The organism is Nocardia seriolae NBRC 15557, assembly GCF_007990715.1.
GTDB lineage: Bacteria > Actinomycetota > Actinomycetes > Mycobacteriales > Mycobacteriaceae > Nocardia > Nocardia seriolae.
Window position 1 is genome coordinate 1 of sequence record NZ_BJWY01000097.1, and the last position, 14,155, is coordinate 14,155.

15 protein-coding genes and 1 pseudogene are annotated in these 14,155 nt (G+C 67.9%); 5 read left to right on the forward strand and 11 right to left on the reverse strand.

The features are described 5' to 3' along the window. The 5 genes from NS2_RS38760 to sdhC form a co-directional block, all read right to left on the reverse strand. Positions 1 to 322 (reverse strand): DUF8451 domain-containing protein (locus NS2_RS38760; RefSeq protein ID WP_491844348.1); only part of this gene is annotated, 322 nt, incomplete at its 3' end. 546 nt (positions 323 to 868) lie between these two features. Next, positions 869 to 1,642: a succinate dehydrogenase iron-sulfur subunit gene (locus NS2_RS25355; RefSeq protein ID WP_147207304.1), complete on the reverse strand. Its 774-nt coding sequence runs from the start codon at positions 1,640 to 1,642 to the stop codon at positions 869 to 871. Next, positions 1,642 to 3,411, reverse strand: a complete 1,770-nt coding sequence (gene sdhA / locus NS2_RS25360) for a succinate dehydrogenase flavoprotein subunit (RefSeq protein WP_033089901.1) — start codon at positions 3,409 to 3,411, stop codon at positions 1,642 to 1,644. Before sdhA ends, NS2_RS25355 begins: the two co-directional genes overlap by 1 nt. A gap of 16 nt (positions 3,412 to 3,427) precedes the next feature. Further along, the gene (locus NS2_RS25365; protein WP_033089902.1) at positions 3,428 to 3,859 is read right to left on the reverse strand and encodes a succinate dehydrogenase hydrophobic membrane anchor subunit; all 432 of its coding nucleotides are present in this window, start codon (positions 3,857 to 3,859) and stop codon (positions 3,428 to 3,430) included. 88 nt (positions 3,860 to 3,947) lie between these two features. Further along, positions 3,948 to 4,340 carry a succinate dehydrogenase, cytochrome b556 subunit gene (gene sdhC, locus NS2_RS25370; RefSeq protein ID WP_071811631.1) on the reverse strand — a complete coding sequence of 131 codons (393 nt, stop codon included), beginning with the start codon at positions 4,338 to 4,340 and terminating at the stop codon, positions 3,948 to 3,950. Between the two features lie 300 nt (positions 4,341 to 4,640). Between sdhC and NS2_RS25375 the strand changes: the two genes are divergently transcribed. The 4 genes from NS2_RS25375 (at position 4,641) to NS2_RS25390 (ending at position 8,009) form a co-directional block, all read left to right on the forward strand. Further along, the gene (locus NS2_RS25375) at positions 4,641 to 5,042 is read left to right on the forward strand and encodes a cytidine deaminase (protein ID WP_033089904.1); all 402 of its coding nucleotides are present in this window, start codon (positions 4,641 to 4,643) and stop codon (positions 5,040 to 5,042) included. Positions 5,043 to 5,111: 69 nt separating this feature from the next. Then, the gene (locus NS2_RS25380) at positions 5,112 to 6,425 is read left to right on the forward strand and encodes a thymidine phosphorylase (RefSeq protein ID WP_045438797.1); all 1,314 of its coding nucleotides are present in this window, start codon (positions 5,112 to 5,114) and stop codon (positions 6,423 to 6,425) included. A 33-nt stretch (positions 6,426 to 6,458) separates the two neighbouring features. Next, complete coding sequence (locus NS2_RS25385; protein WP_158543949.1) at positions 6,459 to 6,776, forward strand: excalibur calcium-binding domain-containing protein; 318 nt, start codon at positions 6,459 to 6,461, stop codon at positions 6,774 to 6,776. A gap of 141 nt (positions 6,777 to 6,917) precedes the next feature. Further along, positions 6,918 to 8,009, forward strand: coding sequence for an adenosine deaminase (locus NS2_RS25390; protein WP_033089906.1), 1,092 nt, complete (start codon positions 6,918 to 6,920; stop codon positions 8,007 to 8,009). A gap of 60 nt (positions 8,010 to 8,069) precedes the next feature. Here NS2_RS25390 and NS2_RS25395 read toward each other — a convergent pair whose 3' ends face one another. The 5 genes from NS2_RS25395 to NS2_RS36250 all read right to left on the reverse strand — a co-directional run bounded on the left by NS2_RS25395 (position 8,070) and on the right by NS2_RS36250 (position 11,828). Then, positions 8,070 to 9,317, reverse strand: coding sequence for a SatS C-terminal domain-containing protein (locus NS2_RS25395; protein ID WP_033089907.1), 1,248 nt, complete (start codon positions 9,315 to 9,317; stop codon positions 8,070 to 8,072). 26 nt (positions 9,318 to 9,343) lie between these two features. Beyond that, positions 9,344 to 9,673 carry a YbaB/EbfC family nucleoid-associated protein gene (locus NS2_RS25400; RefSeq protein ID WP_033089908.1) on the reverse strand — a complete coding sequence of 110 codons (330 nt, stop codon included), beginning with the start codon at positions 9,671 to 9,673 and terminating at the stop codon, positions 9,344 to 9,346. A 50-nt stretch (positions 9,674 to 9,723) separates the two neighbouring features. After that, complete coding sequence (locus tag NS2_RS25405; protein ID WP_033089909.1) at positions 9,724 to 10,065, reverse strand: hypothetical protein; 342 nt, start codon at positions 10,063 to 10,065, stop codon at positions 9,724 to 9,726. Between the two features lie 70 nt (positions 10,066 to 10,135). Further along, entirely contained in the window at positions 10,136 to 11,350 is a 1,215-nt protein-coding gene (locus NS2_RS25410; RefSeq protein ID WP_033089910.1) for a C40 family peptidase, read from the reverse strand. Positions 11,351 to 11,504: 154 nt separating this feature from the next. After that, entirely contained in the window at positions 11,505 to 11,828 is a 324-nt protein-coding gene (locus NS2_RS36250) for a type VII secretion target (protein ID WP_033089922.1), read from the reverse strand. Between the two features lie 139 nt (positions 11,829 to 11,967). Between NS2_RS36250 and upp the strand changes: the two are divergent. After that, a pseudogene (gene upp, locus NS2_RS25420) lies at positions 11,968 to 12,592 on the forward strand (uracil phosphoribosyltransferase). Between the two features lie 6 nt (positions 12,593 to 12,598). On the opposite strand, the gene NS2_RS25425 reads toward upp, so the two are convergent. Continuing rightward, positions 12,599 to 14,149 carry a phospho-sugar mutase gene (locus tag NS2_RS25425; RefSeq protein WP_036549880.1) on the reverse strand — a complete coding sequence of 517 codons (1,551 nt, stop codon included), beginning with the start codon at positions 14,147 to 14,149 and terminating at the stop codon, positions 12,599 to 12,601. Between the last annotated feature and the right edge of the window lie 6 nt (positions 14,150 to 14,155).

Here is a 14,155-nt window from a genome sequence, read left to right on the forward strand (position 1 = left end):
GTGTGCCCGCAGGATCAGATGGCGATGGTTCCGCGGCGGCTTGAATTACCAAGCGCGGGAACCACTGCTGTGGATAGGCACCCAGAGCCAACAGGCCCGCAACGGTTGGCACTCCGTCTGCGTCCATAGCTCCTGCGCGGCGCAGCATCTCGTCGCCTTCGAAACGTCCGAGTCCGCGGCGATCTCGCAGTCGCACGGTGCGGGCGAAATCGTCGACGAGTTCGTTGTCGAGGTCCTCCCTGGTTGCCCCTGGAACGATCTTGCGGTCGAAGTGCGGGGGCTGTCGCGATGCGAGGAACGCCTGCTCTTCGAGGTCGGACATTCGAAAGTCGCCGTCGTACCCTCGCAGATAGGCGGGTCCGCCGACAGTAGTCCGGCACGGTTTGGCGGATGGATCGCACTCGTGCACGACGGCGACGATCACCGCTACGCCCTCTACCGTTCCGTCCTCGATCGCAAGTTGTACCGGTGGAACGAGTGAGCGGGCTTTCTTGGCAAGTCCTTGTTTCAGGGTCTGTGGGTCCGCCAATTCGACTGGGCGGAACCCGTCGCGTTCGTCCAGGCCCAGGATGATGATCCCCCGCCAGGTCGGTTGGCGAGTGCCGACAAGGTTGAGGTCAACGAATCTGGTAGGCCGCCTGCTGCGGACTTGACCTCGATGTCTGTCGAGTCGCCGCCCGTTACGCGCAGGTCGGAGAGCAGCGTCGCCAGGTCGGGCGTCATACGGAAAACGATACTCAAATGTCCGCTAAATGGGACTGAATTGTCCGCGTAGTCAGTGCGTTTTCGTGGTCGATCGGCTGCAGCGAAAGGCCGCCCGCATCCGAAGATGTGGGCGGCCTTCCTGTTTCGGCTGTGCCGGGAACCCCTAGCGCGTGAAGAGCAGGGCGCGCTTGACTTCCTGGATCGCCTTGGTGACCTCGATGCCGCGGGGGCAGGCGTCGGTGCAGTTGAAGGTGGTGCGGCAGCGCCAGACGCCCTCGACGTCGTTGAGGATGTCGAGGCGCTCGCGGGCGCCCTCGTCACGGCTGTCGAAGATGAAGCGGTGCGCGTTCACGATCGCGGCCGGGCCGAAGTAGCTGCCGTCGCTCCAGTACACGGGGCAGGAGGTGGTGCAGCAGGCGCACAGGATGCACTTGGTGGTGTCATCGAAACGGGCGCGGTCGTGCTGGGACTGGATGCGCTCGTAGGTGGGCTCGTTGCCCTTCGTGATCAAGTACGGCTTGACCGCCTTGAACGCGTCGAAGAACGGCTCCATGTCGACGATGAGGTCCTTCTCCACGGGCAGGCCGCGGATCGGCTCGACGGTCATGGTGAGGGCCTTGTCGCCCTTGGGCAGCAGGTCCTTCATCAGCACCTTGCAGGCCAGCCGGTTGACGCCGTTGATGCGCATGGCGTCCGAGCCGCACACCCCGTGGGCGCAGGAGCGCCGGAAGGTGAGCGTGCCGTCCAGGTAGGACTTGATGTAGATGAGCACGTTCAGGAAGCGGTCGGTGGGCAGCACCGGCACCTGGCACTCGTCCCAGTGATTGCCCAGGCCGTCCTCCGGGTTGAACCGCGCCACCTTGACGGTGATCATCACCGAACCGTTCGGCACCGGAGCGGGCTTCTGCGGAGCAGCCTTGTCGAGTGTGGCAGTCATCAGTACTTACGCTCCATCGGCTCGTAGCGGGTCTGCACCACCGGCTTGTAGTCGAGCCGGATCTCGGAGATCAGCTCCGGTCCCGTCTTGTACGCCATGGTGTGGCGCATGTAGTTGGTGTCGTCGCGGTCCGGGTAGTCCTCGCGGGCGTGGCCGCCGCGCGATTCCTTGCGGTTGAGCGCGCCCACCACGGTGACCTCGGCCAGTTCCAGCAGGAAGCCCAGCTCGACGGCCTCGAGCAGATCGCTGTTGTAGCGCATGCCCTTGTCCTGCACGGTGACTCGCGCGTACCGCTCCTTGAAGGAGTGGATGTCGGCGAGCACCTTCTTGAGGGTGTCCTCGGTGCGGAACACACCCGCGTTGGCGTCCATGGTCGCCTGCAGCTCGGTGCGGATGTCGGCGACGCGCTCGTTGCCGTGATCCGACAGCATCAGGGCCAGCCAGTCCTGCACCATCTGGGCCGGGTTCTCCGGCATGTCCACGAACTCGGCGCGCTGGGCGTACTCGGCGGCGGCGATGCCCGAGCGACGGCCGAACACGTTGATGTCCAGCAGCGAGTTGGTGCCCAGCCGGTTCGCGCCGTGCACAGAGACGCAGGCGCACTCACCGGCGGCGTACAGGCCCGGCACGATGTCGGTGTTATTGCGCAGCACCTCACCACGGATGCGGGTCGGGATGCCGCCCATCACGTAGTGGCAGGTCGGCATGACCGGCACCGGCTCCTTCACCGGGTCCACACCGAGGTAGGTGCGGGCGAATTCGGTGATGTCGGGCAGCTTCTCCTCGAGCACGTCCTCGCCGAGGTGGGTCACGTCGATGTAGACATAATCCTTGTTCGGGCCACCGCCGCGCCCTTCGGCTACCTCGAGCACCATGGACCGGGCGACGATGTCGCGCGGCGCGAGGTCCTTGATGGTGGGGGCGTAGCGCTCCATGAACCGCTCACCGGACTCGTTGCGCAGGATTCCGCCCTCGCCGCGCACGGCTTCCGAGATCAGGATGCCCAGACCCGCGAGACCCGTCGGGTGGAACTGGTGGAACTCCATGTCCTCCAGGGGAAGTCCCTTACGGAACACGATCGCCATACCGTCGCCGGTCAGCGTGTGCGCGTTGGAGGTGGTCTTGTACATGCGGCCCGAACCACCCGTGGCGAAGATGATCGCCTTGGCGTGGAAGACGTGGATGGTGCCGGTGGCCAGCTCGTAGGCGACCACGCCGGTGGCGACCGGGCCGCGCTCGGTGTCGCTCATGACCAGGTCGAGCACGTAGAACTCGTTGAAGAACTCCACGTCGTGCTTGACGCAGTTCTGGTACAGCGTCTGCAGGATCATGTGGCCGGTGCGGTCGGCGGCGTAGCACGCGCGCCGGACCGGGGCCTTGCCGTGGTCACGGGTGTGGCCGCCGAAGCGCCGCTGATCGACCTTGCCCTCGGGCGTGCGGTTGAACGGCAGGCCCATCTTCTCCAGGTCGAGCACGGCGTCGATGGCCTCCTTGGCCATGATCTCCGCGGCGTCCTGGTCGACCAGGTAGTCACCACCCTTGACGGTGTCGAAGGTGTGCCACTCCCAGTTGTCCTCTTCGACATTCGCCAGCGCGGCGCACATGCCACCCTGCGCCGCACCGGTGTGCGAGCGGGTCGGGTACAGCTTGGTGAGCACGGCGGTGCGGGCCCGGGGACCGGCCTCGATCGCCGCACGCATTCCAGCGCCACCGGCACCGACGATCACGACGTCGTAGCGGTGTTCCTGAATCGGTCGGGATTCACTCATTCGAGGTGGCCTGTCCTTAACTGATGTTGGGGTCGAAGGTGAAGATCACGTAGGTGCCGGTGACCATGATCAGGAGCATGGAGACGACCAGCAGGGTCTTCAGCCAGAAGCGGGTGGAGTCCTTGCGCGCGTAGTCGTCGATGACGGTGCGGACACCGTTGCCGCCGTGCAGCTGCGCCAGCCACAGCATGGTCAGATCCCAGATCTGCCAGAACGGGGAGGACCAGCGGCCCGCGACGAACGCGAAGTTGAGCCGGTGCACGCCGCCGTCCAGCATCAGCATGATCGACATGTGGCCGATGACCAGGATGACCAGCAGCAGGCCGGAGAAGCGCATGAAGATCCAGGCGTACTTCTCGAAGTTGTTGCCGCCGAGGCGGCGCGGCGCGCGGGGGGCGTCGAGCGAGGCGGGGCGGTGGTAGGACTTGCCGAGAACGGGTGCGGTCATGCCTCAACCTCGCTAGCGCTCGCTTGCGGCATGCCCGCAATAGCGGCTGTGTTCATTTGACGTTCGCTTCGCTCACTCATGTCGGCTCTCAATTCGTCAGCAGGTAGAAGAACTGGCGGCCGATCCCGGCGCCGGCGACGAGGATCCAGATCGCGAGCACGATCCAGAGCATCTGCCGCTGGTAGCGGGGGCCCTGCGACCAGAAGTCGACGAGGATGATGCGAATGCCGTTGAACGCGTGGAACAGCACGCAGACGACGAGACCCATCTCCATCAGGGCGACGATGGGGGTCTTGTACGTCTCGATCGCGCGGTCGTAGCTGTCCGGGCTGACGCGCACCAACGCGGTATCCAGGACGTGGACGAAAAGGAAGAAGAAGATCGTCACGCCGGTGATGCGGTGCAGCGCCCAGGACCACATGCCGGGGTCGCCTCGGTACAGGGTCCGCTTCGGCTTGGCCGGAGCTTCTAGCGTGGTCATAGAGTGCGGTGCCTCCAACGTCGTTGATGGACCCGGTCAGATCCGGCGCGGAGCCTTAGGACTGTCGAAACCACCTGCTCACAAGCGGAATCAACATCCGGTGGCAGTGCTACAGGCCCGCTGTCGGGAACCTGAACCGATCTGTCGTGAACTCTAAACCCAGCTTTGAGGGGGAACTAATTCGGCGTGCCGCTCGTTGGACCAAATTGTTGTGAGTTAGGTTTGCCTTTCCTGATTTCCGCGACCAGGCAGAACGGTTATCACGCGGGTACGGTCACGTCCATAGGAGGATGGTCCGAAATGTCGGAAATTGACTGGAAAGCCCTGCGTTACAAGGCTTTTGAAGTTATGCAAGAGGCGTATGCCCCTTACTCCCGATTCCCCGTCGGAGCCGCGGCTCTCACCGCCGATGACCGGGTGGTGAGCGGCTGCAATGTGGAAAATATCTCATACGGGTTGGGCCTCTGCGCCGAATGTGTACTGGTCGGTAACTTGATTTCGACCGGTGGTGGCCGCCTCCGCGCGGTCTCGGTCTGCGACTCCCGCGGGGCCGTGCTCATGCCCTGCGGGCGCTGCCGCCAGATCCTGCTCGAGCACGGCGGCGGCGAGTTGCTCGTAGATCACCACAAGGGTGCCGTGCCGCTGGACGCCTTGCTGCCGGACTCCTTCGGCCCCGGCGACCTCAGCGCCGGGCAGCTCTGAGAGCGATATCGATCGGCTATCGTCCCTGATCTTCGTGGCGCACGCGGTTTTACATGGAAAGGCCCGGGTATGCGTGCCAGGGTGGAATACGTGACGGTGCACTCGGCGGTGGACGTGATTCGGGCCAAGCGCGACGGTGGCGAGCTCAGCGACGCGCAGATCGATTGGGTGGTGGACGCGTTCACGCGCGGGGAGGTGGCCGACGAGCAGATGTCGGCGCTGGCCATGGCCATCGTGTGGCGCGGCATGACCCGGCGCGAGACCGCGCGCTGGACCCGCGCGATGATCGACTCCGGGAAGCGGCTGGACTTCACCGATCTGGGGCGGCCCACCGTGGACAAGCACTCCACCGGCGGCGTCGGCGACAAGATCACGCTGCCGCTCTCGCCGCTGGTCGCCGCCTGCGGGGCCGCCGTGCCGCAGCTGTCCGGGCGCGGATTGGGTCACACCGGAGGCACTCTGGACAAGCTGGAGGCGATACCCGGCTGGCAGGCCGACATTCCGGCCGACCGGATGCGGGAGATCCTGGCGGATCCCGCGATCGGGGCCGTGGTGTGCGCGGCCGGGGCCGACCTCGCGCCCGCCGACAAACGGCTCTACGCGCTGCGTGACGTGACCGGGACCGTGGAATCCATCCCCCTGATCGCCAGCTCCATCATGAGCAAGAAGATCGCCGAGGGCACCGGGGCGCTGGTGCTCGACGTCAAGGTCGGGCGCGGGGCCTTCCTGAAGGAACTGCCCCAGGCGCGCGAACTCGCCACCGCCATGGTCGAACTCGGCACCGACGCGGGCGTGCGGACGGTGGCGCTGCTCACCGCCATGGACACCCCGCTCGGGCACACCGCCGGAAATGCCCTGGAGGTCTGCGAATCCCTCGACGTGCTGGCGGGCGGCGGACCCTCCGATGTCGTCGACCTCACCCTGGCCCTGGCCCGGGAGATGCTGGCGCAGGCCGGAATCACCGATATCGATCCGGCCGACGCGCTGGCCGACGGCCGGGCCATGGACCACTGGCGGGCCATGGTGCGGGCCCAGGGCGGTGACCCGGACGCGCCACTGCCGCAAGCCCGCCATACCGAAATCCTGCGCGCCCCGGCCTCGGGCACGCTCATCCGTCTCGCCGCCCTCGACGTGGGGCTGGCCGCCTGGCGGCTCGGGGCGGGCCAGGCCCGGCAGGGCGATCCGGTGCAGGCCGGTGCGGGCATCGAAATGCATGCCAAGCCAGGCGATTCCATCACCGGGGGTCAGCCGTTGCTCACCCTGCACACCGATACCCCCGAGGCTTTCCCGGCGGCGCTGGAACTGTTGCGCGACGCGTTCACCATCTCCGACGGCGACAGCGCGCCGCCGCAGCCGCTGGTGCTGGAGCGCATCACCGCCTGACCCGCCGCGCCGAACCGGCCTAGCCTGGGGATGGTGAAGCACAGAAACGATTTCCGGGGCCGGGCAGCGCTCGCCGCGGGGTTCGGTGCGGTCGCCGTCCTCCTGTCGGTCGGTGCCGTCGCGCAGGCCTCGCCGGGTGAGAATCAGCAGCCGTCCAATCCGTCCGGCTCCTACTCCCTCTCGCGTGACGACTCCGCCAAGCCCAGCGCGCACCCGAAGGCCAAGCCGGATCCCATCTACAGCAGCTGCGAGCAGGTGTGGGAACAGGGCAAGGGCCCCATCTACCAGGGCCAGCCGGGCTATTCGTCCTACCTCGACCCGAACGGGACGGGCGTCGCCTGCAACCGCTGACCGGCGCCCGCGGTCCGCACGGGGTCCGCTAGGTGACGGAAACCTACCGGTCAGCAACGTGAGGGCAACGACATGCCGAACTGTCGGGTGACTCGCATCAACCGCCCTGCCGCAGAACGGGAATGCGGCTAACGTTGCTACATGACTGGACCGACGCCCCTCACTCTCGCCTCGATCCGCCAGGCTCCGAAGGCGGTCCTGCACGATCACCTGGACGGCGGGCTGCGGCCCGCGACCGTGCTGGAGCTGGCCAATGCCTGCGGCTACGACCAGCTACCGGCAGGCGATGCCGAAACCCTGGCGAACTGGTTCCGGGACGCGGCCGACAGCGGATCGCTCGAGCGCTATCTGGAAACCTTCGCCCACACCGTGGCCGTCATGCAGACCCCCGAGGGCCTGCGCCGGGTGGCCCGCGAATGCGCCGAGGATCTCGCCGCCGACGGCGTCGTCTACGCCGAGGTGCGGTTCGCGCCCGAACAGCACCTCGAGGCCGGGCTCACCCTCGACGAGGTGGTCGAGCACACCATCGCCGGATTCCGCGAGGGCGAGGCGCTCGCCGCCGCCGCGGGCACCCCGATCAAGATGGTCTGCCTGCTCACCGCCATGCGGCACGCGGCCCGTTCCCGCGAGATCGCCGAACTCACCGTGCGCTGGCGCGATCGCGGCGTCGGCGGCTTCGATATCGCCGGCGCGGAGGCGGGGTTCCCGCCCAGCCGCCACCTCGACGCCTTCGACTACATGCGGGCCAACCTGGCGCACTTCACGATTCACGCGGGCGAGGCCTTCGGCCTGCCCTCCATCCAGGAGGCCGTCGCCTTCTGCGGCTGCGAACGCCTGGGCCACGGCGTCCGCATCACCGACGACATCACCGACTCCGCCGACGGCCCCAAGCTCGGCGTGGTCGCGAATTACGTTCGGGACCTGCGCATTCCGCTCGAGCTCTGTCCGTCCTCCAACGTCCAGACCGGCGCGGTGCCCTCGCTCGACAAGCACCCCTTCGATCTGCTGGCCCGGCTGCGCTTCCGCGTCACGGTCAATACCGACAACCGCCTGATGAGCGACACCACCATGAGCAAGGAAATGTTCAAGCTGGCACAGACTTTCGGCTACGGCTGGAGCGACCTGGAACGCTTCACCATCAACGCCATGAAGTCCGCCTTCATCCCGTTCCCGGAGCGCCTGCGCCTGATCGACGAGGTGATCAAGCCCGGTTACGCGGTACTGCTGGGATAGCTCGTCCCGGAAACGATTCGGGCCGCACCCGAGTGGGTGCGGCCCGAATCATGTCTCAGGTCATGCCTTTACGAGGCGGGCCTCGAAGGCGACCTCGAGCGCCTTCCAGGACTCCGACTCGGCGGCGAACGGCGGGTTCGGGGCCATCCGGGACGGGTCGGGGTTGAGCAGGTAGGAGACGTACCAGCCCAGTGGCTTGGAGACCGCCAGGGCCGACTCCACGGCGTCATCCTCGGCGTAATCGGCTGCGTCGGTGAACAATTCCACTGCCAGGTCGAGCTGATCGGTGTCGACGGACTTGGGGCCTGCCGCCAGATCCTCGGCGATGCCGGGCAGGACGTAGACGTTCTCCTCGTCGACCTCGACGTCCAGGGAGCCGTCCACGGCGGCGGTCTGCACCTCGCCGTAGGTGCTGACCCGGGCCAGGTCGTGGTCGTGGTCGTCGGCCAGGTAGCGGGCCAGGGCGCGCTCGGAGCCGAAGACCGTGATCGAGCCCTCCTTGCCGAGGAAGATGGGCTCGTCGTCGACGTAGCAGCGCAGCGTGTAGAAGGTGCCGTCGGAGGTGACGATCTGGACCGGGTCGATGCCGACCTCGTGCCAGAAGGACAGCTCCTCGTCTTCGTCGTCCTCTTCGTCGTCCAGGTCGACGGCCTCGATCTCGTCGTCGTCGCTGTCGGCGGCGTCCTCGGCGTCGACGATGTTCTCCTGCGCGGCAAGCAGTTCCGCCTCCGCCACCGAGACCGCGTCGGCGTCCACCTCCGGAATCGTCACCACCGAGTCGATGGCGTCGATGACGGCTTCCCAGTCCTTGGCGATGGCCGCGCCGATCTGGTCCCAGAGTTCCTCGCCCTCGCGGCCCTCGAAGGCGCTCACGCCGCCGGGCAGCGCGCCCAGCACCGGGTGCGAGCCGAAGAACTTGGTGACGGTGTCGAGTTCGCACACGTCGCCGAGATTGCGGACCATCTCGAGGGTCTCCTCGAGCTCGGAGACCACCTCCGGATCCGGGTCGTCGGCGGCCAGCTCGGGCACGCCGACCAGATCGAAGACGTACTGCTCCTCGGGCTCCAGTTCGGCCGCCGAGAGACCCGCGATGATCTTCCAGGCCGGATGATCCACCAGATCGTTGTCGGAGTTGGTGCGAATGAACGCAGCCAGCTCCGCGACGGACTCGAAACCGTAGAGGTCTTCCTCGTGACCGAGGAATGCCTGCCACTCATCGTCACCGTCTCGCCAGCGGGGTGCCCAGAGGGTGACAAGATCGCCTTTGGTCAGGCCGAGCGCGATCGGGACGATGTCTCCAGAAGCCATGACGGGAAGCCTATCCAGTCGTCGCGTCAGGCACTATCCGGGTCGGCCACAACGTTTCTTGAAATCAGGGAGTCGTTCAATCTCGCAACGATTCGGGAGCGCTGGACCGTCGCCTCCAGGGCCGCCTGCTGACACGCCCAGAGAATCAGGCGCGACACCTCGACCGGGGAACGCGTGGTCATGGACTCGGCCAGCCACAGACCGGTCAGCGCGCCGTCGGCGTCCACCTCCGCGGTGACCGAGCGGTCCTCGGCGGTGAACCGCGCCCGGACCTGCGACAGGCCCTGCAGGGTCGCCTCCAGCGTCTCGAGCTGCCGGTTCACGCGCTCGAGCAGGGCATCCATTTCGGCAGTCATGTGAGCTCCTTCCGGGACGGGGGCGGAGTACCCGCGTCGCGGCGACCCGATCAAGGTCGGCGCATCCAACTGGTCTGTCCGGTATCGGCGTCGTCGAGCCGATCCAATTCGTCCACCGCCGCCTGCCGGGTGGGCAGGCCCAGCCGATCCAGCATGGCCTCGGGCACCCCCGCCTCGGCCAGCTGCTCGCGCCGCCGCGAGCGGGCCACGATCGCCGAACGCTTGGTCAGGCGCAGGATCTCGTCGGCGAGAGCCTGTGCGCCGTACCGGTATTCACCCCGCTCGAACTGCAGCTCCACCGGCATCCCCTGATCCGTCGCGCGCACCGTGACGGTGCCCGCCCGATTGCTCGACGCCGCCGTCGTCACCGGCGGTACCTGCGGCGCACTCATGCTGCCTCCTTGTCGGCATGAACGGGGCCCTCCGTGGTTACGCTGTGCTGCCTCCTCCGGGCCTGACCGTTCATGCCGTCGGCCTGTAGAAACCGAGAAAGCGCATGCCCGAGTTCTCCGTTCGTATCGGTCCGATCGGGACGGGCTCGCCCGCCTCCACCAACTCGCCGTTCCCGACCACCATCGCGACGTGGCCGTCCCACACCGCAAGATCCCCGGGCATCAAGTCCCCTGGACCGACCCGCTGATGCCCGTACCCCTGCTCCTGCGCCAACCTGGGCAGCGAAACCCCCGCCTGCCCATACGCCCACTGTGTCAGACCACTGCAATCCATCCCCACCCCGGGCGCCTCCCCACCCCACACATACGGTGTCCCGATCGCCGACAAAGCGCTGCGCACCGCATCCGCGGCCCGCACATTCGGCGCGACGACCGTGCTCCCATCCGGCAACGTCACCTTCACCCCGCCCGACTGCGGACGGGCGAGGTGCGAATCATGGCCACGATCAATCGCCTTCGGGGCCGTCGTGGTGTTCGGGGGATTCGTGGTCTGTGCGGGCGGCGTCCGAGGGGATGCCACCGCCGCGGGTGTCATCATGAGCCCGCCCACGGACGACAGCCCGGACCCGAGTGCCGAGCCACCGTCCGCGATCGCATCACCGGCCGCGGCGAGCGTCGTGCCCGCCCGGTGCACCCCGGCGTCGAGTGGCGCGCTCGCCGCCGGAACCACCGCCGCGTCCCCGAACCCGGTCGCCGCGGGCGAAACCACGGCGGGTGCGGGTGTCCGGTCGGCCAATTCGTTCATGGCGGCCGTCTCACCCTCCAACTCCGCGCGCACCCGCTCGGCCACCCGCAACGCCCGCCCGACGTGGTCGATCGCCGACCCCACGAGGGCGGTCAGCGCCGCCGGGGTGACCCCGCCCGCCGTCAACCCCTCGGCCTCCGCCGTGAACGACCGCAGGATCTCCTCGATCTCCCGCTGCCCGCCGCCGATCTCCGCATCCGCCCGCTCGACAATGTCCGCCATCGCGCGCCCGCGCTCGGAAGCCGTTGCCGCCGTGGTCTGCCCCCGCAACGCCGCATCCAACGCCGCATCCCCGGCCCGCCCCCGAAACGCGTCATACATCCGATCCACATTCGACCGGCCGGCCAGTTGCACCTCGTCGACCGCGGCCGATGTCTCCCGCAGCGTCGCGGCCGCGGATCCGGCGTCCCCTTCCCCGAAACTGGCGAGCAGTCCGATGATCGGCTCCGCCAGCGCGCCCGTGCACAACCCGCCGCTCATCGACGCGGCTCCGGCCGAATCCACCGGTTGCGCACCCGTTTTCCGCGTCCCGCGCCCGCTGAACGCGGCGGCGCGCTCATCGGTCGGACCCGGTGCGAATCATGTTGTGTGGCAGCAGAGTCAGCTGGCGGACTCCATCGCCGTGGTGCGGCAGTCATGCGCTCAGCTCCCTACTCTGCGTACGCAGCGCGGCGGCGTAGGCCGCGTCATGTTTCGAATAGGCCGAGGCGGCGTCGCCGGTGGCAGTGACCATGCCGGCGAGGGCGGCCGACAGGTTGGTGAGCGAGTCGACATGGGTGGTGTGGGCCGCGGCGTAGGCGGTGAGGAAATCCGCGCCGATCAGGCCGAAGGCGGGGGCGAGTAGGTCGGGGGAGGCGGACGCGGTGTGGGTGGTGATGGTGGCCACGTCGGAGGAGAGGAGAGCGGTGGTCGTCGCGTAGGTGGTGAGGCCGTCGGGACGGATCGAGATGCGGTGCATGAATGCCCCCTTCATGCCGGTCGCGGGGTGGATTCGGTTGATATGGGCTTGGACGCGTGGTGGCCGGGGATGGTTCCGGGGGTCGGGGAATTCCGGCGGGCGGGGATCTCGGTCGTCTGTACTGACATATGGTTTTCGTATGCGCACTCTCGTCGTGGACCATCCGCTCGCTGCCGCTTTGCTGACGACCATGAGAGATGCCCGGACCACCAATCCGACATTCCGGGCCGCGCTGCGGGATCTGACCGGGATCCTGATCTATGAGGCCATGCGGGATGCGCCGGTGGAGCGGTTCCCGATCGCCACGCCGGTGGCGGCCGCCGAGGACACCCGGCTGAATGCTCCGCCGTTGCTGGTTCCGGTGCTGCGCGCGGGGCTGGGCATGGTGGAGACCGCGGAGAATCTGATTCCGGACGCCCGGATCGGGTTTCGTCGGCCTGGCCCGCGACGAGGAGACCCATCAGCCCACGCCGTACATGGAGTCCCTGCCCGACGACCTGTCCACCACCCCGGTCGTCGTCCTGGACCCCATGCTGGCCACCGGCGGCTCCATGGTCTACACCCTGGACCTGCTGGCCACCCGCAATGCCCGCGACATCACCGTGATCTGTGTGGTCGCCGCCCCGGAAGGCATTACCGCCCTGGAGAAGTCGGGCCATGCCGTGCGCCTGGTCACCGCCTCGGTGGACCGCGGCCTCAACTCCGACGCCTACATCGTCCCCGGCCTCGGCGACGCGGGCGACCGCCAATTCGGCCCCCGCTGACCCCGCTCACAACTTCACGCAGAACTCCCGGATCTCGGAGAGCCGTTGCGCCGCAGCGGCCTTCGCCCCCGGGAGCCCCGCTCGATCGGCAACCGGCACGAAGGTCTCCAGATAGCACTTGAGCTTCGGCTCGGTCCCCGACGGCCGGATCACCAGCCGCAGCGTCGCGCCCTCGAAAACCAGTGCATCGGTACGCATCTGCCCGCGCAACTGCGCCATATCGGTGCAGCTCACCGCTTCTCCGGCAATCTCGGTCGGCGGCAGCTCCCGCAGCCGCGCCACCACGGCCGCCGCCTCGCTCACATCGGGCAGCCGCAACGACACCTGATCACCCGCGTGCACACCGAACTCCACGGCGTAGTCATCGAGCACGTCGAGCACGGTCCGACCCCGAGCCTGCAACTGCGCCAACAGATCCGCCGCCACGACCGCCGCCGAGATCCCGTCCTTGTCGCGCACCGCGGCCGGATCGACACAGTGCCCGATGGCTTCCTCATAGGCGTAGACCAGTCCCGCGCCCGCCCGAGCCAGCCATTTGAACCCGGTCAGCGTCTCCGCATACCGAGCCCCGCGCGCCGGAGCCAGCTTGCTCAGCAGCCGCGACGACACGATGGTGGTGGCCACCAGTGCATCCGGCGCGGCGGTCCGCAAAACGAAATCGCCCAGCAGCACACCGGTTTCATCGCCCCGCAGCATCCGCCATCCGGACGGTCCCCGTACCCCGATCGCGCACCGGTCCGCATCCGGATCGAGCGCGACGGCGACATCCGCGTCGAGTCGCTCGGCCAGATCCAGCAGCAGATCCGAGGCCCCCGGCTCCTCCGGATTGGGAAACGACACGGTCGGAAAATCGGGATCCGGCGCGAACTGCTCCGAAACCACGAGCACCTCACCGAATCCCGCACCGCGCAGCGCGGCGACCGCCACCTCGCCGCCGACCCCGTGCATGGCGGTCAGCGCGATTCGGATGTCGGACCGCTCGGCCGTCTCGCCGCCGATCAGGCCGGGCAGCGCCGTGATTCGGGCCAGGTAGCGGCGGACGATCTCCTCGCCCAGGTCCTCGATCGAGGCGTCCCCGGGCAGGCCCAGGATGCTCGGTTTCGGGGCGGTCGAGGTCGGGTCGGTGCGGGCGATGGGGGTGGTCACCGCGTCGATGCAGCGCTCGATCTCGGCGTCGGCGGGTGGGACGAGTTGGGAGCCGCCGTCGAGGTAGAGCTTGTAGCCGTTGTCGGTGGCGGGGTTGTGGGAGGCGGTGATCTGAACGCCCGCAACGGCTTTCAGTTCACGGACCGCGAAGGCCACCACCGGGGTCGGCAGCGGCCGGGGGAGGGGCAGGACCGAGAATCCGGCCGCCGCGAAGACTTCCGCCGTGGCGGTGGCGAATTCGTCCGAGCCGTGGCGGGCGTCGCGGCCGACGATGACCAGGCCGCCGCCCAGGCAGCGGTCACGCAGCCAGGCGGCGATGCCCGCCGAAGCGCGGGACACGGTGTCCACGTTCATGCCGTCCGGGCCGTCCCGGAGCGGACCGCGGAGTCCGGCGGTGCCGAAGCGCAGCACGCCGGG

Coding starts and splice junctions, on each gene's coding strand:
- NS2_RS25355 (WP_147207304.1), bottom strand. CDS start 1,642: ATGACTGCCACACTCGACAAGGCTGCTCCGCAGAAGCCCGCTCCGGTG.
- sdhA (WP_033089901.1), bottom strand. CDS start 3,411: ATGAGTGAATCCCGACCGATTCAGGAACACCGCTACGACGTCGTGATC.
- NS2_RS25365 (WP_033089902.1), bottom strand. CDS start 3,859: ATGACCGCACCCGTTCTCGGCAAGTCCTACCACCGCCCCGCCTCGCTC.
- sdhC (WP_071811631.1), bottom strand. CDS start 4,340: ATGACCACGCTAGAAGCTCCGGCCAAGCCGAAGCGGACCCTGTACCGA.
- NS2_RS25375 (WP_033089904.1), top strand. CDS start 4,641: ATGTCGGAAATTGACTGGAAAGCCCTGCGTTACAAGGCTTTTGAAGTT.
- NS2_RS25380 (WP_045438797.1), top strand. CDS start 5,112: ATGCGTGCCAGGGTGGAATACGTGACGGTGCACTCGGCGGTGGACGTG.
- NS2_RS25390 (WP_033089906.1), top strand. CDS start 6,918: ATGACTGGACCGACGCCCCTCACTCTCGCCTCGATCCGCCAGGCTCCG.
- NS2_RS25395 (WP_033089907.1), bottom strand. CDS start 9,317: ATGGCTTCTGGAGACATCGTCCCGATCGCGCTCGGCCTGACCAAAGGC.
- NS2_RS25400 (WP_033089908.1), bottom strand. CDS start 9,673: ATGACTGCCGAAATGGATGCCCTGCTCGAGCGCGTGAACCGGCAGCTC.
- NS2_RS25405 (WP_033089909.1), bottom strand. CDS start 10,065: ATGAGTGCGCCGCAGGTACCGCCGGTGACGACGGCGGCGTCGAGCAAT.
- NS2_RS25410 (WP_033089910.1), bottom strand. CDS start 11,350: ATGAGCGGCGGGTTGTGCACGGGCGCGCTGGCGGAGCCGATCATCGGA.
- NS2_RS36250 (WP_033089922.1), bottom strand. CDS start 11,828: ATGCACCGCATCTCGATCCGTCCCGACGGCCTCACCACCTACGCGACG.